This is a genomic window from Pseudomonas sp. UYEF17 (assembly GCF_040546125.1).
Lineage (GTDB): Bacteria > Pseudomonadota > Gammaproteobacteria > Pseudomonadales > Pseudomonadaceae > Aquipseudomonas > Aquipseudomonas putida_Z.
The window spans coordinates 176,601-197,621 of record NZ_JBEPNE010000002.1 but is presented as its reverse complement, the minus strand read 5'-3'; the positions used below and the strand labels follow the sequence as shown (position 1 = coordinate 197,621).

Genomic DNA, 21,021 nt, shown 5'->3' with positions numbered 1-21,021 from the left:
CCCGGCGGCACTCTCATAGAGCTGCACATAAATTATTGATTCAACAGGGTCTCTGTGGGAGCGGGTTCACCCGCGAACACCGGCGCAGCCGGTGCCAAGCACCGCGTTGGATTCTTCGCGGGTGAACCCGCTCCCACAGAGTAAGCGAACTGCCTGCCAACTCGGCTCTCTATGCAACAGCGCAGCACGAAGGACTGAGTGACCTCCCACAGAAATTGGGCGTGCTTGCAGGTTTTGCGCAGGGCAGTTGCTCCTACCGGCGCAAGCTGTCGAGCACCGCCTCAAGCGCCCGCTCGAACAACAGCCCGTCATCCAGCACTCGCACGTCGCCTCGGTGCAGTGCCTGGGCCAGGCTGGCACCATTCCATTCGCGCACTTTCATGCCGGTGCGGTTGGCGAACACCAGCCGGTCGCTGCTGTCGATGCGCGCCACCAGCTTGCAGCGCAATGGTTCGTCCTCGTCCAGCACCTCGACCCAGGTACCGATACGCAGGCGCTGCACCTGGCGCAGCGCCACAGCCTGCCCGTCGGCAAACTGCAAGGGAGCACAAGCGGGTTCTTCAGCAATCGCCAGGACGATGTCTTCGTCCACCAGCACCTCGCTCAGGGGTTGGCCCTCACCACCGGGCGCCACCGCGGTACCCGCGCAGGCACGCAGGTGCAGCTGCTCCAGTTGCAGGAAGAATTCGCGGGTCGCTGCCGAGTCCAGGGCTACGCTGGACAGGCCATCGCGCAGTGCCTTGAGCAGGCCCGGTACCTGCTGCAGCAAGGTATGTGGCTCGTGCGGCGGGGTGATGCTGGCCAGCAGCGTGTCCATCGTCTGCAAGGCGTCTCGCCAGGCCTGGGATGCCTCGCCCTGCTTGAGCCAGGCCAGCAGCAGTACCTGGCTCCAGGCCTGCACCAGCATCTGTACCACCACCTGCGGCAATAACCGGCCGCGCAGCCGCTGGTTGAGTGCATGCTGCACCTGCTGCCTGGCCTGCAGGGCTCGGGCACGCCCTTCTTCGGCGTCGCGGGTACGTTGTTCAAGCAGCTCGTTGCGCCGCCGCTCGTCCTGGTTGAAAGCGAGGAAGTCTTCGAGCAGTTCGGCGAACAGGCTGGCATCTTCGGCAAAATCATTGAGCAGGCGCTGGACGATACGCTCCACCCGCAGGTGCAGGCTGTCGCGCATGCCGTCGCTGCCGCATTCCCAACCGATTGCCGCGCCAGCGATCTCGTTGAGCAGCCGGCGGGCCGGGTGGCTGGCCCGACTGAACAGCCCCTTGTCCAGCAGGGCTACCTTCAGCAGCGGAATATGCAGGCGCCCGATCAGCGCACGCAGGCTGGCCGGCAGGTTGTCGTCGTCCTGGATGAAGGCGAACAGCAGCCCAACCAGGTTGATCATGTCCTCGTCGGCCACATCGATGCGCCGGCGTGTGCCGCTGCGCACGCTGACCCGCAGCAGCAGTTGTTCAAGCTGTTGCCCAAGCTCGAAATCATCGGCCTCGTGGGTAGCGGGCACGTAGTGCTGCAAATGCGAAAGCAGGCGCAGCAGGTCGGCGGTGCTGATTGGCTGGGCGGCGGCCACCGCCTGCAAACGAGGCGCGAACTGCCCGCGCGCCGGGGCCAGCAGTGTTTGCAACGAGGCAAAGAACGCCTGCCCTGCCGCGTCCGCGCCCACCTCGTGCCCCAGGTTCGCCGGCCCGCGTCGTGCGTTCATGCGCCGGTCTTCGGCGCGCCGGCGCGGTGCCGTTGGCAACTCGGGCAACACACCGGCAGCGGCCAGCAACTGGTTGGCTTCGCCATAGATCACATCGGCATCGCGCAACACATAGCGCTCGAACAGTTTCAGCAGGACCAGCTTGACCCGCAGGCCAACCCCTAGGTTGCGGCCAGCGTCGAGGAAGTAGCCGCACAGCGCTGCGGGCCCCAGCGGGTTGTGCTGCTCGTGCAGGGGGCGGTCGAGCAGTACCTGCAAGCGCAGACCCAGTTGCTGCAGGGCAATGCCGTCGCGTGACAGCACCCGCGCGACCATGCCCTCGATCGCGGCGGCCCGCTCCACCTGGGCCTTGCTGCGCAGGTTGCCCGGCTCGACCAGGTGCGCCAGCAGGTCGACCTGGCCGATACGGGCAAAGGCATCATAGAACGTGTCGAGAAAACCGCGCTCGATGCTCTTGCGCTTCAGGCGCAGGTCGCGCATGGCCTCGAAGTACAGGTTCTGGTCACTGCGGTCGAAGGCCTTGTCGGCCATCTCGAAGAGGGTGTCGTCGGCGTTGTCGAACAAGTCCTGCAGGCCCTGACGCAACTGCAAGGCGGCCTTGTCCCGCACCTGCAGGAGCAACACCGGAAGGCAAGGCAGAGGCGCACGCCCGCCTCGATCGATGGCTGCCGCCAAGGGCACCACCTTGCCTTCTTTTTGCATCCTGTACTCCTTGCAGGGTGTCTCGCCCGAAGGGGCTGAAGATCGTCAAAGTCATGACGCCAAATACTGGTCACCATTATCGGTAAAAACCCGCACAGCTGCCAGCGCCGTTTCACTGGCTGGCTAATGACCCTGATTTACCCCGCTTGCTCACACCGGCCGACCAAAGGTCATCGCCAAGGCGACTGTACACACCGGCCCCCTGCCCTATAATCGCCGGCATCTAGCTTGTGGAGCCGACCATGCCGAACCTACGCCTTGCCGACCTGACCGCTGAAATCGAAGCCAACGTGCGCCGCGCGCTGTTGGAGGACATCGGCAGTGGCGATATCACAGCGCAGCTGATCCCGGCCGAGCGCCTGGCCAAGGCGACCATCATCACCCGCGAAGACTGCGTTATCGCAGGCACCGCCTGGGTCGATGCCGTGTTCCGCCAACTCGACCCGCGCGTGGCCGTGCACTGGCAGGTGGCCGATGGCGAGCGCGCCACGGCCAACCAGCCGCTGTTCCATCTGGAGGGCCCCGCGCGTTCACTGCTCAGTGGTGAGCGTAGTGCACTGAACTTCCTGCAGATGCTGTCGGGGGTCGCCACCCGTGCGCGCTTCCTGGCCGACCTGGTGGAAGGCACCCAGGTGCGCCTGCTGGACACCCGCAAGACCCTGCCGGGCCTGCGCCTGGCGCAAAAGTATGCAGTGACTTGCGGCGGTTGCGACAACCACCGCATCGGCCTGTACGACGCCTTCCTGATCAAGGAAAACCACATCGCCGCCAGCGGCGGCGTGGCCGCGGCCGTGGCGGCGGCGCACCGCATTGCGCCGGGCAAGCCGGTGGAAATCGAAGTGGAAAGCCTGGACGAACTGCGCCAGGCACTGGCCGCAGGTGCCGACATCATCATGCTCGACGAATTGAACCTGGAAGAGATGCGCGAAGCAGTGCGCATTACCGCGGGCAAGGCCAAGCTGGAAGCCAGTGGCGGGGTCAACGAGACTACCTTGCGGGTGATTGCCGAGACTGGGGTGGACTACATCTCGATTGGTGCAATGACCAAGGATGTGAAGGCGGTGGACCTGTCGATGCGGTTGAGTCTGTGAGCTGATCGCAGGCATGAAAAAACCGGCCATTGAGCCGGTTTTTTTGGGGGGCGCTTTGCGCCCCCATTCGCAGCACAAGGCTGCTCCTACAGGGGGTACGTAACTCCTTGTAGGAGCAGCCTTGTGCTGCGAATGGGCCGCAAAGCGGCCCCCTGGCGCTCTCGGATCAGAACGAAGCGTTGGCCAGCCCGTCCAGGTAACGCTCGACATCCAGCGCCGCCATGCAGCCCGCACCGGCCGAGGTAATGGCCTGGCGGTAAACGTGGTCAGCCACGTCACCGGCGGCGAACACGCCCTCGACGTTGGTGGCGGTGGCATTGCCTTCACGGCCACCGTTGACCACCAGGTAGCCGTCCTTGAGGGTCAGCTGGCCTTCGAACAGCGAGGTGTTCGGGGTGTGGCCAATGGCGATGAACACGCCGTCGACCTTGATTTCGTCGCTGCTGCCGTCGTTGTTCTTCAGGCGCGCACCGGTCACGCCCATGTTGTCACCCAGCACTTCGTCCAGGGTGGCGTTGAGCTTGAGCTCGATCTTGCCTTCGGCCACACGGGCGTGCAGCTTGTCGACCAGGATCTTCTCGGCGCGGAAAGTATCGCGACGGTGTACCAGGGTCACCTTGCTGGCGATGTTGGCCAGGTACAGTGCCTCTTCCACGGCAGTGTTGCCGCCGCCCACCACGGCAACCGGCTTGTTGCGGTAGAAGAAGCCGTCGCAGGTGGCGCAGGCCGAAACACCCTTGCCCATGAAGGTTTCTTCCGACGGCAGGCCCAGGTAGCGGGCGCTGGCGCCAGTGGCGATGATCAGCGCGTCGCAGGTGTACTTGCCGCTGTCACCCTGCAGGGTGAAGGGCTTGTTGGCCAGGTCGACGGCGTTGATGTGGTCGAAGACGATTTCGGTTTCGAAACGCTCGGCGTGCTCCTGCATGCGCTGCATCAGCGCCGGGCCGGTCAAGCCATGGGGGTCGCCCGGCCAGTTGTCGACTTCGGTGGTGGTGGTCAGCTGGCCGCCGGCCTGCATGCCGGTGATCAGCAGCGGCTTGAGGTTGGCACGGGCGGCATACACCGCGGCGCTGTAACCGGCAGGGCCGGAACCGAGAATGATGACGCGCGAATGACGTACTTCAGACATGTCGAACTCCTGTCGAGCGGGCCGCTGGGCCGGCATCGGTGTACCGGCTGCGCCAGCAGGAAATTAAAAAGGACCCACGCAGCACTTGGGGAAGGCTACAACGCGCAGGCCCAGAAAGCGGAAAGTTGAGCGCACTGTAGCGAGGTCGCAAAGATTAAGGAAATATCCTTCGACAATCCACCTCATAGGCATCGTCTATTCAGCGATTTCATCGATAGCCAAACCCTGCTGCTTTTGTTACAGCCCGTTTCCCGCCCGCTGCCCGCCTTTCGTCGGCGCGGCAAACTCGGTAAGGTCAGCGCGTTTTCCTTCTCTGCGGAGTCTCTCGATGCAAGCCCCTGTCCTCTCTGGCCCCCAGTACCTGCGCGAAGGCCTGAAACTGGTGCTGAGCCCCAACCTGCGGTTGTTCGTGCTGCTGCCACTGGCGGTCAACCTGCTGCTGTTCGGCGGCCTGATCTACTTCGCCGGGCATCAATTCGACCTTTGGCTTGATGCCCTGATGCCGACGCTGCCGGATTGGTTGAGCTTCCTCAGCTACATTCTCTGGCCGCTGTTCGTTGCCTTGTTGGTGCTGATGGTGTTCTTCACCTTCACCTTGGTAGCCAACATCATTGCCGCGCCTTTCAATGGTTTCCTGGCGGAAAAGGTCGAGGTGGTGGTGCGTGGGCAGGACAACTTCCCGGCGTTCAGCTGGGGCGAACTGGTGGCCATGGTGCCACGTACCTTCGGCCGTGAAATGCGCAAGCTGGGCTACTTCCTGCCGCGGGCAATCGGCCTGTTCATCCTGTCGCTGATCCCGGTGGTCAACGTGGTGGCGGCGCCGCTTTGGCTGATCTTCGGGGTGTGGATGATGGCTATCCAGTACATCGACTACCCGGCGGACAACAACAAGATGAGCTGGCAGGACATGCTCGCCTGGCTGCGCCAGAAACGCTGGCAGAGCCTGGGCTTTGGCGGCATTACCTACCTGGCGTTGATGATCCCGCTGGTGAACGTGCTGATGATGCCGGCGGCGGTGGCCGGGGCCACGTTGTTCTGGGTGCGGGAACGGAACTGATCCCTCTCGGACCTTGCGCGGCCTCCTGTGGGAGCGGCCTTGTGTCGCGAAAGGGCCGCAGAGCGGCCCCAGGATATCAGCACTAATGCACAAATTGCTGGGGCCGCTTTGCGGCCCTTTCGCGACACAAGGCCGCTCCCACAAAGAAGCAGACTGCGTCTGATCCTGGTCCTACTGCCCCAACCGGCTGGAAAACTGCCCCACCACATCCACCACCCGCTTGGCCCCGTCCTGGATCTCGACAATCACGCTCCCTGTCTCGTCCGCCAGCGCCAGCCCCTGCTCGGCCTGGCGCTTGCTGGTGTCGATGATCGCCACTGCCGCCTGGGCCAGTTGCTCGTTCTGCTGCACCACCCGGGCGATTTCCTCGGTGGCTGTGCTGGTGCGCGAGGCCAGCTGGCGCACTTCATCGGCAACCACGGCAAACCCCCGCCCCTGCTCGCCGGCGCGGGCCGCTTCGATGGCCGCGTTCAGCGCCAGCAGGTTGGTCTGCCCGGCAATGTCGCTGATGGTCTTGATGATCGAACCGATCACCCGCGATTGGGTATCCAGTGCCTGGATACCCTCTGCCGCCTCTTGCATCGAAGCTTCCAGCCCGCGCATCACGCTGACGCTCTGGGTGACCACATCGGTGGCCTTGCGGGCGCTGGCATCGGTACCCAGCGAGGTGTTGTAGGCAACATCCGCCGCCTCGGCCACCGCCTGCTCCTGGTTGACCTGCTCGGTGATGACGGTGGCGAACTTGACCACCTTGTACAGCACGTCATGGGCATCGAAGATGGGGTTGTACGAAGCCTCCAGCCAGACGACCCGGCCATGGGCATCGATACGCTTGAAGCGGTCGGCAACGTACTCGCCACGGCGCAGCTTGTCCCAGAACGCCTGATAGCCGGCCGAGTTGGCCTCCTCCGGCTCGCAGAACATGCGGTGATGCTTGCCACGGATCTGCTCCAGGCGGTAACCGACGGTGGCCAGGAAGCGTTCGTTGGCGGTGAGCACGGTGCCATCGAGATCGAACTCGATAACGGCGGTGGAGCGCATCAGCGCCTTGATCAGGCTTTCGTGCTCGCGGGAGGTCTCGATGGTGCGGGTAAGGTCGCTGGAGTGCAGCGTGAAATACTTGATGCGCCCCTCGCTGTTCTTGACCGGCTGCAGGATCGACCGTAACCAGGCCTCCTGGCCATTGCCGCGCAGCAGGCGGAATGCACCGTTCAGGTGTTCACCGCGGCTGATCGCGCCTTTCATGCGCTGGTAGAAATCCAGCGTCTTCACATGGGCGGGGACGATGTCCTCGATGTTGCGCCCAAGCAATTGTTCGGCACGGTAGAGCATCTCGCTCTCGAAGTTGCCGTTGACCATCTCGATCCGCCCCTGGGGGTCGAGTTGCAGTACCAGCATCTCGCTGTCGAGGCTACTCTTGACCTGTTCGATGGACATCAGGTCTTCGCGTAACTGCCGGATTTCTTGCTTGAGCTTGTTGTTGAACATCACCGCTCTCCTGGAGCGCATCGTCGAATGCATCTTCATCGGCTGCCGGTGCCCCCTCTTGAGCACCCTTGCAAGGAAAAATTCACAAGGCGAAAAGCGTCGGCGATCAGGCGTCATCTGTACGTCACATGACAGTCACATTGGCGCAATCCAGCAGGCGGACACTTTTTGTCATGAATACACCCGCCCTACGCATTACCCTGGTCAGCGAAACCTTCCCACCCGAGATCAACGGCGTGGCCAATACCCTTGGCCGGCTCAGCGAAGGGTTGCGCCAACGCGGCCATGAGATCGAAGTGGTGCGCCCGCGCCAGGCCGGTGAAGCACCACTGCACAACGACCCGAACCTGATGCTGTGCCGTGGCTGGCCCCTGCCTGGTTACCCGGGCTTGCAATGGGGCGAGGTGTCGATGCACAAGCTGTTGCGCCGCTGGCGACGGCAGCGCCCGGATGTGCTGTACATCGCCACCGAGGGGCCGCTTGGGCTCAGCGCACTGCGCGCGGCCCGGCGCCTGGGGGTAGCGGTGGTCAGCGGCTTCCACACCAACTTCCCGCAGTATTCCGGCCAGTACGGGCTGGGCCTGCTGACGCGCCTGCTCACCAACTACCTGCGCTGGTTCCATCGGCGCACGGCGACCACCCTGGTACCCAGCCTCAGTCAGCGCCTGGAGCTAGAACGTCGCGGTTTCGAACGCCTGGAGCTACTGGCCCGGGGGGTCGATGCCTGCCTGTTCAACCCGGCCCGGCGCAGCCCCGCATTACGGGAAAGCTGGGGGCTCGGCCCTGACGACATCGCCGTGCTGCATGTCGGGCGGCTGGCGGCAGAAAAGAACCTGGGTTTGCTGCGGCCAAGCCTGGAGGCCCTGCAGAAAACTTATCCACACAAACGCCTGCGCCTGATCATGGTGGGTGACGGCCCGCAGCGTGCCGCTCTCGAACAGCAGGTACCGAATGCCGTGTTCTGCGGCGCCCAGCGTGGCGAGGTGCTGGCCGAACACTATGCCAGCGGTGACCTGTTCCTGTTTCCGAGCCTGACCGAAACCTTTGGCAATGTGGTGCTCGAAGCCATGGCCTCGGGGTTGGCGGTGGTCGCCTATGACGAGGCGGCCGCCGCGCAGCATATTCGCCATGGCCATAGCGGTGCGCTGGCCATGCCGGGGGACCAGGCGGCGTTCATCGACTCTGCCTGCTGGCTGCTGGAAGAAGAGGAGACGTTGCGCCGGGTGCGCCTGAATGCGCGAAAGCATGCCAGTCGCCAGGGCTGGCCGGCGATTGTCGAGCAGTTCGAGGGGTATCTGCATGCAGCCCGGAACCAGGCTGCGACTTCACCAGCTTCGAGGCTGGGTGCTACGCGATCTGTGTAGGAGCGGCCTTGTGTCGCGATCGGGCTGCAGAGCAGCCCCTCGATAGTTGCGACAATGCTGATATCCGGGGGCCGCTATGCGGCCCGAGCGCGACACAAGGCCGCTCCTGCAGAGAAACCGCGTCTGGCGCTTCAGGCCAAGGCTTTCTCGATAGCCTGTACCACCGCTGGATCATCCGGTGCCGTGCGCGGCGAAAAACGCGCCAGTACCCGCCCGTCCTTGCCTACCAGGAACTTCTCGAAGTTCCAGGTAATGTCCCCCGGGAACTCCGCCCCCTCACCCGCCAGCAGGCGGTACAGCGAGTGGCGCTGCGGCCCGTTGACCTCCAGCTTGCCACCCAGCGGGAAGCTCACCCCGTAGTTGAGGCTGCAAAACTCCTGGATTTCCTTTTCGCTGCCAGGCTCCTGGCCGGCAAACTGGTTGCACGGCAGGCCAAGCACGTTGAAGCCCTTGTCCTTGTAAACCTGGTAGAGGTTCTCCAGGGCCTTGTATTGCGGCGTGAGACCACACTTGGAGGCAACGTTGACCACCAGCACCACTTGGCCCTTGAACGGTGCGAGGGGCAGCTCCCCGCCGTTCAACGCGTCCAGTTTCAGGTCGTGAAATGCACTCATGATGAATCCCCTCTCAGGTTCCCGGTTGCCGCGCAGGTGAATTCCGCCCACTAAAAAGGCGCTCGTCCAAACCGTCCACCTCCCGTAGGAAGGCAAATCGGCTTGCCCGAGCGCCTGGCGACTTTCTGAGCTTAGCGCAGAAAATCAGTGGTGATGGCCACCTTCACCGTGGATGTGGCGGTGAGCAATTTCTTCGTCGCTGGCATCACGCACGTTGACTACCTTGACCTGGAAGGTCAGGCGCTGGCCGGCCAGCGGGTGGTTGCCGTCGACGGTCACGTCGTCGCCGTCGATGTCGCGGATGGTGACGATCTGCATCTGACCATCCGGCGCCGAAGCGTGGAACTGCATGCCCACTTCCAGCTCGTCGACACCTTCGAACAGGCTGCGGTTCAGGGTGCTGACCAGCTCGGCCAGGTATTCGCCGTAGGCATCTTCCGGCTCGATGGAAACGTTCAGCTCGTCACCGGCCTGCTTGCCTTCCAGGGCTTTTTCCAGGCCCGGGATGATGTTGCCGGCACCGTGCAGGTAAACCAGCGGTGCACCGCCGGCGGAGCTGTCGATGGTCTCCCCGGCGTCGTTGGTCAGGGTATAGTCGATGGAGACAGCCTTGTTGGCGGCGATCAGCATGGGGCAAGACCTTTTGCAAAAGTATGTAGAGCGGACAAGTGTAACCAAGCCATCGCCCGATTGCGAACGCACCGCGGACGAGCAACGGCCCATCAGTCGGATCACCGGCTTCCATCAGGACGAAGAGGGCCACTGGGTGGCCGAGTTGTCCTGTGGCCACACCCAGCACCTGCGCCACCAGCCGCCGTGGCAGGCACGCCCCTGGGTGCTCGACCCCGCCCAGCGCGCGCAGCGTATCGGCCAGCCTTTCGCTTGCGGCTGGTGCGCACAAGGGGCCGATAGCGCTACCCTTGACCGTTAATTTCTTGCACCGCTTATTTCGAGAAGCACGCATGCAGACATTTTTCATTGCGCCGACCGATTTCGGTGTCGGCCTGACCTCCATCAGCCTGGGCCTGGTGCGCACCCTGGAGCGCGCCGGGCTGAAGGTCGGCTTCTTCAAGCCGATCGCCCAGCCCCACCCGGGTGACACCGGCCCCGAACGCTCCACCGAGCTGGTCGCCCGCACCCACGGCATCAAGCCCCCGGTGCCGCTGAGCCTGGCCCATGTCGAGCGCATGCTCGGCGATGGCCAGCTGGACGAGTTGCTCGAAGAAATCATCCGCCTGTACCAGCAAGCCTGCATCGGCAACGACGTGGTGGTGGTCGAGGGCATGGTGCCCACGCGCCACGCCAGCTATGCGGCGCGGGTCAACCTGCACCTGGCCAAGAGCCTGGATGCCGAGGTGATACTGGTATCTGCACCGGAAAACGAAGTGCTCAGCGAGTTGTCCGGCCGGGTCGAACTGCAGGCCCAGCTGTTCGGCGGCCCGCGCGACCCAAAGGTGCTCGGGGTAATCCTCAACAAGGTGCGCACCGACGAAAGCATGGCGGACTTTTCCACCCGCCTGCGCGAACACTCGCCGCTGCTGCGCGGCAACGACTTCCGCCTGCTGGGCTGCATCCCCTACCAGCCCGAACTGAACGCCCCGCGCACCCGCGACGTGGCCGACCTGCTAGGTGCCCAGGTGCTCAATTCCGGTGACTTCGAGCAGCGGCGCATGAGCAAGATCATCATCTGTGCGCGTACCGTGGCCAACACGGTGCCGCTGCTTACCTCGGGTACCCTGGTGGTGACCCCGGGCGACCGCGACGACATCATCCTCGCCGTCAGCCTGGCAGCGATCAACGGCGTACCGCTGGCCGGCCTGCTGCTGACCAGTGACGGCAAGCCAGACCCACGCATCCTGGGCTTGTGCCGCGGCGCCCTGCAGGCCGGCCTGCCGATCCTGTCGGTCAGTACCGGCTCGTACGACACCGCCAACCAGCTCAACTCGCTGAACCGCGAAATCCCGGTGGACGACCGCGAGCGCGCCGAATTCATCACCGACTTCGTCGCCAGCCACCTCGACGCCGCCTGGCTGCACCAGCGTTGCGGTACCCCGCGCGAACTGCGCCTGTCGCCGGCAGTGTTCCGCTACCAGCTGATCCAGCGGGCGCAGCAGGCCAACAAGCGCATCGTCCTGCCGGAAGGCGCCGAGCCGCTGCTGGTGCAGGCAGCGGCCATCTGCCAGGCCCGCGGCATTGCCCGCTGCGTGCTGCTGGCCAAGCCCGAGGATGTCGATGCCGTGGCGCGCGCCCAGGGCATCACCTTGCCGCCGGGCCTGGAAATCCTGGACCCCGAGGTGATTCGCGGGCGCTATGTGGAGCCGATGGTCGAGCTGCGCAAGAGCAAGAACCTAAATGCCCCAATGGCCGAGCAGCAACTGGAAGACCCGGTGGTGATCGGTACCATGATGCTGGCCTTGGACGAAGTGGACGGCCTGGTCTCGGGCCTGGTGCACTCCACCGCCAACACCATCCGCCCGGCCCTGCAGCTGATCAAGACCGCGCCGGGTTCGAGCCTGGTGTCGTCGGTGTTCTTCATGCTGTTCCCTGAGCAGGTGCTGGTGTACGGCGACTGCGTGATGAACCCGCACCCGAGTGCTGTCGAACTGGCCGAAATAGCCCGGCAGAGTGCCGAATCGGCGCAGGCCTTCGGCATCGCGCCACGGGTGGCGATGATCAGTTACTCAAGCGATTCGGCCAGCGACGAGGAAGTCGAGAAAGTGCGCGAAGCGACCCGCCTGGCACAGGGCGCGGCGCAGGAGCTGCTGATCGACGGGCCGTTGCAGTATGACGCGGCGGCCAACCCGGCGATTGCACGGGAGCTGGCGCCGGGAAGCCCGGTAGCCGGGCGGGCGACGGTATTCGTGTTCCCTGACCTGAATACCGGCAACACGACCCACAAGGCGGTGCAACGCAGCACCGACGGGGTCAGCCTGGGGCCGATGCTGCAAGGGTTGCGCAAGCCGGTGAACGACTTGCCGCGCGGGGCTCAGGTTGACGATATCGTGCATACCATTGCCCTGACAGCGATTCAGGCGAGCGTGGCGGGCTAAAAGCTGGGGCTGCTTTGCAGCCCCTGTGGGAGCGGGCATGCCCGCGAAGCAGACACTGTGGTGCATGGCACCGGCTTCGCCGGTGTTCGCGGGCATGCCCGCTCCCACAGGGCCGCAAAGCGGCCCCGGCGGTCAATCAGGGATACTGCTGAACCTGACCTTGCTGGTCATACTGCTGACCCGGAATCGGCTTCAGGTTCACTTCCACCCGGCGGTTCTGCGCGCGACCATTGGCGTCGGCGTTGCTGGCGATCGGCTGGTCCGGGCCCATGCCACGTACGGTGATACGCGAGGCATCCACACCCTGCGAGGTCAGGTAGGTGCTGACCGCCTGCGCGCGGCGCTGGGACAGGTCCATGTTGTGCTGGCGGCTGCCAGTGCTGTCGGTGAAGCCGACCACTTCGATGGTGTTCTGGTTGAACTGCTTGAACGAGCCGGCCAGGTTGTTCAGCGGCGAGTAGAAGCTTGGTGCGATGTTGGCCGAGTCGGTAGCGAAGGTGATGTTGCCCGGCATGATCAGCTTGATCTGGTCACCCTGGCGCTGCACTTCCACGCCGGTGTTGGCCATCTGCGCGCGCAGCTCGGCTTCCTGCTTGTCGGCGTAGTAGCCATAACCGGCCGCGGCGGCACCCACGGCGGCGGCACCGATCAGTGCACCCTTGCCACGGTTGTTGTGGTCGATGGCGGCACCGGCGATAGCACCGGCCAGCGCGCCCAGGCCGCCGTACTTGGCGGTCTTGCTCATCCCTGTGGAGCCCTGCGCCTGCCCTTGGCTGTCATAAGGGTTCTGCCCGGCACAGCCGGTCATCAGGGCAGCGGCGGTTGCGACGATAATCAGACGACGCATGGTGAACATGGACAAGCTCCTACTGAATTCATGAATGCGGCAGATCATAAAGGGATCTATGCCAGCCTTGGATTGCATCGGCAACAAAAAATTCCATGAAAGTGCCTTCATGTGCCATCAGGCACGCACGAAGGGGTTTTCGCGCATTTCGTCGCCCAGGCGGGTATCAGGCCCGTGGCCGGTCACCACGACGGCCTCCTCGTCCAGCCGATACAGCCGCTCCTTGATCGAACGGACGATGGCCCGCTGGTCGCCACCCCACAAATCGGTACGGCCAATGCCACGGCGGAACAGGGTATCGCCGGCGATCAGCAGCTTGGCGTCGGCAAACCAGAAGCTCATCGAGCCCGGCGTGTGGCCTGGCGTATGCAGGGCCACGCCACAACCGCAGGCCAGCTCCTCGTCATCCCCCAGCCAGCGGTCTGGCGCAGGTACCGGAGTGTAGGGCACGCCGAACATCTGGCACTGCATTTCCAGGTTGTCCCACAGCGCCTGGTCGTCCTTGTGCAGGTGCAGCGTTGCGCCGGTCAGTTCCTTGAGCTTGCCCGAGGCAAGGAAGTGATCGAAGTGAGCGTGAGTGTGGATGATGCTCACAAGCGTCAGCCCGTGGGCCAGCAGGCGAGCAAGGATCTTGTCCGGGTCACCGCCCGGGTCGACGACGATGGCCTTTTTGGTAAGCGGGTCGCCGATCAGGGTGCAGTTGCACTGCAGGGGGCCTACGGGGAAGGTTTCGCGGATGAGCGCAGGCGGGGCTTGGGTCATGGTGTTCTCGATGGCAAAGCTGGAGTTCTGCTGAGAGCCTGACAGGAAATTGGGGTGGGTGCACGAGGTTCATGTCTTGAGATGTGTGGCGCCTGTGAGATCGAGCGCCGCCCACGCGGCGCTTCGCAGCACAAGGCTGCTCCTACATCTGTTTCGGGCCAGTAACGCCTGGGCCATTGCACGCGACCGCGTTGTTTGTCCGACGCGATATGGAGATGGACGCCAAGGGCCCGCGCGCCTCTGCCTCAGGAATAACTGGTCCGAAACAGATGTAGGAGCAGCCTTGTGCTGCGAAGCGCCGCGCGGGCGGCGCTCGATCTCACAGGCACCACACATCCTAAGGCAAGAACAACCTGAACAACCCACCCCCAAGCGCCCCGCCATTGGAGATCTCGATCCGCCCGCGCACCCCGCCGCTTTCATGCAGTGCCGCGATCCGCGCGGCAAAATACAGGCCCAGGCCGGTACTGCCGCTGGTCGAGTCGATACCCTGGATGAATTCTTCCTGGCGTTCGAGCATGCGCTGTGGATAACCCGGGCCGTCATCGTTGACGCAGATGGCCAACTGGTTGTCTGCCTCTTCGATGGTGATCAGCAAGGCATGCGCGGCAAAGCGGGTGGCGTTGGTGATCACGTTGGCGATCACCGAGGCCACCAGCTCGCGGTCGAAGAAGCCCAGCGGGTTGTCGGTGTCAATGCGCCAGGTGGCAAGGATGTCCTTGTGCTTGAGCACTTCCTCGTGCGCAGCCAGCTGGGCTTCGATGAAATCGTCCAGTTCGTGGTAGTCCGGGCACACCGGCAACTGGTTCACGCCCAGTTTGTACAACCCCAGCAACTGCACCAGCATGCCGTTGAGGTGGCGAAACTCATGCTCCATCACCCCCTGCTCGGCACCACCGCGCAGTTCCTCGGGCAAGCGCTGCATCCACTGGTTGTGGGACTGGATCAACGCCGACAGGGAATTCTTCAGGTCGTGCACGGTGGAGGCGATCACCGTGGAAAAATCCAGCCCCTGGTTGTCTTGATTCATGCGCCGAACACTCGGATGTGCAGTTTGCGGTAGCGGTCGTAGCGGTTGTCGCTGGCGGGGATGCCGGCCACGCTGGTCAGGGCGTCGCGGCACTCCTGCATGATCGCGGGCTGAGGGCTGTCTCCGCCGATGCGCAGCAGCGCCTGGGCAGTGTTGAGGGCGATGCTGATGTTCTTCGGCTGCAAACCCAGCGCCTTGCGGAACAGCTGCAACGCCTCGCCGAGCTGCCCCCCCTGGTAACTGCGCACACCCTGGCGATTGAGGGTGACCGCTTCGGTAATGGCGTTGAGCACGCTGGGGTCGTCCGTCAGCTTGCCGACCCTCTCCATGACCTTGGGGTCGTCGCCATAACTTTCCACACAGCTCCTCAGCACGCCGATGGCGGCGGCTTCCTGCCCCATGGCCTGCAACTGCGCGGCAACGGTCAGGGCCGAATCGACCGAGAAGAACTGGTTCATCTTGTCCAGGCGCTGGATCGCCTGTTCGGTCAGCTTGGCAGCCGTTTCAGGATCGCCGGCCTGCTGCAGGCTGGCGGCCTTCATCATGCGGGCACGCACCTGCAGGCCCTGGTCCTCGGGGTTTTCCTTGGCTACTTCGCTGAGCGTGCTGTTGATCTCGACCCGGGTGCGCGCATCCAGGCCAAAGCCGGCATTCCTGCTCATCAGCGCCTGCACCAGCCCCAGGTTGTTCTCGGGGTCCTTGTAGCGTGAGCTCTGGCCCTGGTTCACCGCATGGCGGAACGCCTTCGAGGCACTCTCGAAGTCTTCGTTTTCCAACGCCAGCTTGCCCAGCGTCGACTGCCGGCGCACCGACAGCGGCGACAGGCGCACGGCTTCTTCAAGCATGTTCTGCGCACGCCTGGTTTCGCCTTGGGCCACCAGCACCTCGGCCATGCCATCGTACAGGCCTGGCATGATCGGGAAGGCCTTGAGCGCTTGCTCATACACGCCCTGGGCCTGGGCATTCTGGCCGCGCTTGTGCATCAGGCTGCCCAACGCCGAGTACACCCACGGCTGCGGGCGGCTGGCCAGGATGGCCTTGAGGAACTTCTCCAGCTCCTCGAAACGGTTGAGGTTGCGCAAGGCATCGGCCCGATAGCGCAGGCACAGCGGGGCCAGGCGTGGGTCGCGCTTGCACAGCTCGGCGCAGGCCGCCAGCACTTCGGCCGGGCGATTGCGGTCCAGGGCCTGCAGGATCGGCTTGAGCAGGGTCTTGCGCTGGTAAAGCTTCTCCACGCGCTGGGCCAGGCCAACCCGGTTGAACGGCTTGGTCAGGTAGGCATCAGGCTCGTGCTCGATGGCGCTGAGGACAATGGCCTGGCTGCTCTCGGCCGTGACCATGATGAATATGCACTCATGGCTGATGTGCTTGTCGAGGATCAGGTCTTCGAGCACCTGCTGGCCGTTCTTCTTGCCGTCGCCCAGGTGGAAGTCCTGCAGGATGACGTCATAACGCTTTTGCGCGCACATGCGCAGCGCCTGCTCGCCGCTGTCGGCGGTGTCCACGTCACGTACGCCCAGCTCGCGCAGCATGGAACGGGTCGACGTGCGAAAGTCGGTAAAGTCGTCGACGATCAGAAAGCTCTTTTGCCCGTACTGCAGCATCAACACGACCTGCCTTGGAATGATTGAAAAATCGCGCGAGGCGATGCCACCGATAGCTGTATCGGCAGCTGGTCGGGAAAGATGAGGGTAGAGCGCTGGCGGCCACGAACGATAGCCTGGCGCCATCACTTTAGCGAACAAGGCTCTGCAGGGCTATTTCACGCCAGCATTCCCAGGGACTTGGCCTTGGCCACCGCCTGGGTACGCCGCTCCACCCCCAGCTTGCTGTTGATATGGCTGGCGTGGGTTTTCACCGTGTGCAGGGAAATGAACAGCCGCTCGCTGATCTGCTGGTTGGAACAGCCTTGGGCAATCAGCTCGAGCACGGCCAGCTCGCGGCTACTCAGGGCTTCGCCGCTGCCGGTGCTGACGCTCGGCAGCGGTGGCAGGCGCTTGAGCAGTTCACCCTGCACCGAGCAGGCGGCAACTGCCTGCAGCTGTTCGAGAAGCCACTGCGGGTGCTGCTCCAGCAAAGGCTGGAACGGTTGCAGCACGCCGCCTTGGGCTGCCTCCAGCAACCGTGGCAACAACTGGGCGGCCTGCTCTTCCCGGCCTTCGCCCAGCAATAAGCCAAGCCACTGGCACAGGGCACTGACGCTGAGCATCATGCCGCCACTGGCCTGGCCGCGCTCGACCAGGCTGGCCAGGCGTTGCGCCGCGTCATCGCTACGCGACTGGATACGTTCGAGCGATGCCTGCTGCAAGGCGATGTGCAACGGCAGCAACGGGTGGAACTCCGGGGCCGCCGCCGGTTGCTCGCCACCATAGGTCTGGCCCAGGCGCAACAGCCAGGACTCGGCCAGGTCGATGCGCCCCTGTGCCAGCCACAACTCGCATTTGACCAAGGTGATCATGGCCAGGTAGTAGACCGGCGGCACATCCCAGATGTGCATCAGCCGCTCGGCCTCGGCCAGTTCGGCAAAAGCCTCGGCAAAGTGCCCTTCCCGGCCATCGAGCGTAGCGATCACGCAGTGGCCGATGAGCACGCTGATATCGCGGCAGGCCCGCGCCTCGCCCAGCCCCGCACGCAAGCGGGCACGCCCCTGGGACGGCTGCAGGCGCGATACCAGCAGGTAGCCTTCGTAAAGCGTCAGGCGGGCGCGCACGGCATACAGCCGCTGTGCCGACAGCCCTTGCAGACGTTGCAGCCCCTCGCGCACTTCGTCCAGTGCGCGCAACACCTCGCCACGGGCATGCAGCACCCGCGCCCGGTCGTAATGGGCCAGGGCCTCGAACAACGGGTTGCCAACGCGCTGGGCCAGCTCCAGGGCCTCACGGTTCCAGCCGCGGGCCCGCCAGAAATCGCCATCGGCAATCGCCAGGTTGGACAGCGTCGACAGGCACACCAGACGTTGGCCATAACGCTTGCTCGGCAGGCTCTGCAGCGCCTCACCGCAATAGGCCAGGGTGCGCTCGCGGTCGCCACGGCCCCGGGCGATCACACCACTCAGCGCCAGCCACTGGGCCAGCATGGACTTTTGCGCGGTCGCCGAGGGCGCGGGCAGGAAGCGGCTGAGATAACCCGCCAGCTCCTCGGCCGCGTCCAGCTGGCACGCCAGGCCCAACGCCCAGCTGTACAGCACGATCAGCCGCGGCGTGCTGATCAGCAGACTGTCGGGCAGGTCCATCTTCCAGCGCAGCAACATGCCGACGTTCTGTTCGGCCAGCAGTTGCTCCTCGGACAGGCTCTGCACCAGGTCGGCGGCGACATCGAGGTGACCGGCCCGCAGCGCCTGCTCCACCGCTTCGTCCAGCAGGCCCTGGCTTTCGAACCAGCGGCAGGCACGCAACTGCAGGCCGGCCAGCGGCTCGCTGGCCTGGCGGCTGCGCAGCAGGTCGGAGAACAGGTGGTGATAGCGGAACCAGTGGCCATGCTCGTCCAGCGGCACCAGGAACACCTGGTGCGCCTGCAAGAAGCGCAGGATCGCGGCGCTGTCGTGGCGGCCGCGCACGGCATCGCACAATGGAGCGCAGAAACGCTCCTGGCAGGCCGTTTCGTACAGGAAGGCCTGCACATCGGCGGGCAGCATGTCGATGACTTCTTCCAGCAGATAGTCGCGGATCAGGCCCTCACCACCATGCAAGGCCTGTGGCAAGGCCTGCTCGTCAGCGGACTCGCTGGCCGCCAGTTGCCAGAAACGCAACCCGGCCACCCAACCGTCGCTGCGCTGGATCAGGTTGTCCAGGGCCTGGCCACGTAGCCCGGTGGGTTGGCGACCGATCACCGCCAGCGACTCTTCAGCGGTAAGGCGCAAGTCCTGTTCGTTAAGCTCGACCAATTGCCGCGACAGGCGCAGGCGCGCCAGGTGCCAGTCCGGGCGCTGGCGGCTGGTGACCAGCAGCACCAGGCCGGGGGGCAGGTGATTGAGGAAGAACTGCAGGCAACGGTCGAGCACAGGCCCCTGGGCCAGGTGATAGTCGTCCAGCACCAGCAACAAGGGCGTATCGGCTTGCAGGTACAGCGCCAGCTCGTCGAGCAGGCCGTCGAGCCATTCCTCGAAGGCGAACGGCTGGTGGCGCTGGCGCATTTTCAGCAGGCCCATGGCCTGGCCGCCCAGCGCCGGGCAGTACTGCTGCAGGCCTTCGAGCAGGCGTTCGAGGAAGCGGCCAGGGTCGGCATCCCGTTGGCTCAGGCCAAGCCACAGGCTACGCCAGTGCTCGGGCAGCGCTTCGCAAAATTCGATGGCCAGGGAGCTTTTGCCGAACCCCGCCGGGGCGTTGACCAGCAACAGCCGCCCGCCGAGGCCGGCTTGCAGCCGCTGACACAGGCGCAGGCGCGGCACATGGCCGTCCGGCAAGGGCGGCCGGAAGAAACGCCCGTCCAGCAGGCCCAGGGCCTGGCTGGCGAATCCATGCGTACGGGACAGATCTGTCATGGCCGGCTCGTTCTGGTTGGAAGACTACGGCGGTATGGATGCTTGCGAGACTAGCGGGTAACGCTGCGCATTTGAAGATGATGGGCGCAATTCCCCTGGAAAAGACTGCGACAAAAAGCAACATGGCTGATGGACAGGGGCTGGGGCGGGGGTTTGGGGAGGTATTCAGCAGGTTTATTGCCTGTTCCGGCCTCTTCGCGGGCACGCCCGCTCCCACAGGGATTGCACAGGTTTCAAGTCCAGTGCAGTACCTGTGGGAGCGGGCGTGCCCGCGAACAGGCCAGAACAGGAAAATGAAACGCCCCGGTCAAGCCGGGGCGCTCCGAGGTTGCGTGATACTTAGCGAATACCCGACTGGCGCAGTGCCGCTGGCTGGAAGTCCGCCTTGCTGGCGCTGAAGCCGAAGTCGTAGGCGCGCTTCTCTTCGTTCTTCATGCCCAGGGCCAGGTAACGGCCCGACTGCAGGTCGTAGATAGTCTCCAGGGTGTACCACGGCACTTCCACGTTGTAGTACGGCTGGGCATGTGCCTCGGACACGCGCCACAGCTGGCCACGGCCGTCGTACTGGTCGATCACCGCAGCCTGCCAGGTGTCCTCGTCGATGTAGAAGTCACGCTTGGCATAGATGTGCCGCTGGCCTGGCTTGAGGGTCGCAACCACGTGCCACACGCGGCGCAGCTCGTAACGGGAAAGGTCCTGGTTGATGTGCCCGGCCTTGATGATGTCGGTGTACTTGAGCTTGGGGTCGTCGAGCTTGAAGGCGTTGGACGCGATGTACATCTCCTTCTTGCCTTCCAGCTTCCAGTCATAGCGGTCCGGCGCACCGTTGAACATGTCCAGGTTGTCCGAGGTGCGCAAACCGTCGGCGGCGGTACCCGGGCCGTCGTACGACACTTGCGGTGCCTGGCGCACGCGGCGTTGGCCTGCGTTGTAGATCCACGCCTTGCGCGGTTCCTTCACCTGGTCGAGGGTTTCGTGCACCAGCAGCACGGTACCGGCCAGACGCGCGGGCGCGGTCACCTCCTGCTTGAAGTAGAACAGGATGTTGCCCGGGTTGTTCGGGTCGTAATCCTTCATCTTGTCGCGGAAGACGAACTGGTCGGAGAAGTACACAGGGTTGAAGGAGCCGTTCTGCTGCGGCGTAGCCTGGGTCACCAGGCGGCTGACGCTGCCACCTCGGTAGCGGGTGATGTGGTTCCAGATCACCTCCAGGCCGCTTTTGGGGATCGGGAACGGTACAGCCGTACGGAAGTTGCTCAGGCCGTTGCCGCCTTCTACCAGGGTGGTCTTGGTGGCGTTCTCCTTGATGGCGGCGAACACGTCGGCCGGTACCGTGGAGCCACGATGGGTCTTGAATACCGGGATCTTGAAGGTGTCCGGGTAGCGCTTGAGCATGGCCAGCTGGCCCGGCGAGAGCTTGTCCTTGTACTGGTCGGCGTTCTGCGCGGTGATGGTGAACAGCGGCTTGTCGCTGCCGTACGGGTCGGACAGGAAGCCCTTGCCGTCGGCACTGCCCGCGCTCTTCGACAGCGGCTCCCACGGGCCGATCGAGCCATCGGCGTTGCCGACCTTTTCGGCGCCCATCGGGGTCAGGGTACTGCCCAGCTTGGCCGCCTCGTCGGCGGATACTGCAGCCATGACGCTGGTCGCCAGCAGGGACAGGCCCAGCACACCGGCTTGCAGCAGACTTCTGGTCTTGTTCATGTCG

At 64.3% G+C, this 21,021-nt stretch carries 15 protein-coding genes and 2 pseudogenes; 5 read left to right on the top strand and 12 right to left on the bottom strand.

What is annotated here, in order from left to right; translation table 11 throughout:
- Positions 1 to 253: 253 nt before the first annotated feature.
- On the bottom strand, positions 254 to 2,401 hold the full coding sequence (locus tag ABIB24_RS03735; RefSeq protein ID WP_354316143.1) for a DUF1631 domain-containing protein: 2,148 nt from the start codon (positions 2,399 to 2,401) through the stop codon (positions 254 to 256).
- Between the two features lie 242 nt (positions 2,402 to 2,643).
- Between ABIB24_RS03735 and nadC the strand changes: the two genes are divergently transcribed.
- Positions 2,644 to 3,492, top strand: a complete 849-nt coding sequence (gene nadC / locus ABIB24_RS03730) for a carboxylating nicotinate-nucleotide diphosphorylase (RefSeq protein WP_046616049.1) — start codon at positions 2,644 to 2,646, stop codon at positions 3,490 to 3,492.
- A 166-nt stretch (positions 3,493 to 3,658) separates the two neighbouring features.
- Here nadC and trxB read toward each other — a convergent pair whose 3' ends face one another.
- Positions 3,659 to 4,621 (bottom strand): thioredoxin-disulfide reductase, encoded by a 963-nt coding sequence (gene trxB, locus ABIB24_RS03725; protein ID WP_025337720.1) that lies wholly within the window; start codon positions 4,619 to 4,621, stop codon positions 3,659 to 3,661.
- Positions 4,622 to 4,949: 328 nt separating this feature from the next.
- On the opposite strand from trxB, the gene cysZ reads away from it, so the two are divergent.
- Entirely contained in the window at positions 4,950 to 5,678 is a 729-nt protein-coding gene (gene cysZ / locus ABIB24_RS03720; RefSeq protein ID WP_085587379.1) for a sulfate transporter CysZ, read from the top strand.
- Between the two features lie 171 nt (positions 5,679 to 5,849).
- On the opposite strand, the pseudogene ABIB24_RS26785 reads toward cysZ, so the two are convergent.
- A pseudogene (locus ABIB24_RS26785) lies at positions 5,850 to 6,209 on the bottom strand (methyl-accepting chemotaxis protein); the annotation flags it as partial.
- Between the two features lie 228 nt (positions 6,210 to 6,437).
- Positions 6,438 to 7,037, bottom strand: a pseudogene (locus ABIB24_RS26780) (PAS domain-containing protein); the annotation flags it as partial.
- A gap of 302 nt (positions 7,038 to 7,339) precedes the next feature.
- Between ABIB24_RS26780 and ABIB24_RS03710 the strand changes: the two are divergent.
- On the top strand, positions 7,340 to 8,530 hold the full coding sequence (locus ABIB24_RS03710; RefSeq protein ID WP_274078952.1) for a glycosyltransferase family 4 protein: 1,191 nt from the start codon (positions 7,340 to 7,342) through the stop codon (positions 8,528 to 8,530).
- A gap of 131 nt (positions 8,531 to 8,661) precedes the next feature.
- Here the strand turns inward: ABIB24_RS03710 and ABIB24_RS03705 are convergent, their stop codons facing one another.
- Both ABIB24_RS03705 and ABIB24_RS03700 read right to left on the bottom strand, forming a co-directional pair.
- Positions 8,662 to 9,144, bottom strand: coding sequence for a glutathione peroxidase (locus ABIB24_RS03705; protein WP_025337716.1), 483 nt, complete (start codon positions 9,142 to 9,144; stop codon positions 8,662 to 8,664).
- Positions 9,145 to 9,288: 144 nt separating this feature from the next.
- Positions 9,289 to 9,774 (bottom strand): FKBP-type peptidyl-prolyl cis-trans isomerase, encoded by a 486-nt coding sequence (locus ABIB24_RS03700; protein ID WP_003259610.1) that lies wholly within the window; start codon positions 9,772 to 9,774, stop codon positions 9,289 to 9,291.
- Here ABIB24_RS03700 and ABIB24_RS03695 point away from each other — a divergent pair.
- Entirely contained in the window at positions 9,773 to 10,075 is a 303-nt protein-coding gene (locus ABIB24_RS03695) for a DUF3565 domain-containing protein (protein ID WP_123085333.1), read from the top strand. The two genes, ABIB24_RS03700 and ABIB24_RS03695, sit on opposite strands and share 2 nt — an antisense overlap.
- Positions 10,076 to 10,106: 31 nt before the next feature.
- The gene (pta, locus tag ABIB24_RS03690; protein WP_274078953.1) at positions 10,107 to 12,194 is read left to right on the top strand and encodes a phosphate acetyltransferase; all 2,088 of its coding nucleotides are present in this window, start codon (positions 10,107 to 10,109) and stop codon (positions 12,192 to 12,194) included.
- Positions 12,195 to 12,330: 136 nt separating this feature from the next.
- Here pta and ABIB24_RS03685 read toward each other — a convergent pair whose 3' ends face one another.
- The 6 genes from ABIB24_RS03685 to ABIB24_RS03660 form a co-directional block, all read right to left on the bottom strand.
- Positions 12,331 to 13,050, bottom strand: coding sequence for a YiaD family glycine zipper/OmpA-like lipoprotein (locus ABIB24_RS03685; protein WP_013970946.1), 720 nt, complete (start codon positions 13,048 to 13,050; stop codon positions 12,331 to 12,333).
- Positions 13,051 to 13,158: 108 nt separating this feature from the next.
- Positions 13,159 to 13,803: an MBL fold metallo-hydrolase gene (locus ABIB24_RS03680; protein WP_137162999.1), complete on the bottom strand. Its 645-nt coding sequence runs from the start codon at positions 13,801 to 13,803 to the stop codon at positions 13,159 to 13,161.
- Positions 13,804 to 14,140: 337 nt separating this feature from the next.
- Positions 14,141 to 14,833 (bottom strand): sensor histidine kinase, encoded by a 693-nt coding sequence (locus ABIB24_RS03675; RefSeq protein WP_025337711.1) that lies wholly within the window; start codon positions 14,831 to 14,833, stop codon positions 14,141 to 14,143.
- On the bottom strand, positions 14,830 to 16,437 hold the full coding sequence (locus ABIB24_RS03670; protein ID WP_025337710.1) for a response regulator: 1,608 nt from the start codon (positions 16,435 to 16,437) through the stop codon (positions 14,830 to 14,832). The genes ABIB24_RS03675 and ABIB24_RS03670 overlap by 4 nt, the downstream gene beginning before the upstream one ends.
- Positions 16,438 to 16,595: 158 nt before the next feature.
- On the bottom strand, positions 16,596 to 19,313 hold the full coding sequence (locus tag ABIB24_RS03665; RefSeq protein ID WP_274078954.1) for a winged helix-turn-helix domain-containing protein: 2,718 nt from the start codon (positions 19,311 to 19,313) through the stop codon (positions 16,596 to 16,598).
- Between the two features lie 339 nt (positions 19,314 to 19,652).
- Positions 19,653 to 21,017, bottom strand: coding sequence for a DUF1329 domain-containing protein (locus ABIB24_RS03660; protein ID WP_274078955.1), 1,365 nt, complete (start codon positions 21,015 to 21,017; stop codon positions 19,653 to 19,655).
- Positions 21,018 to 21,021: the final 4 nt, after the last annotated feature.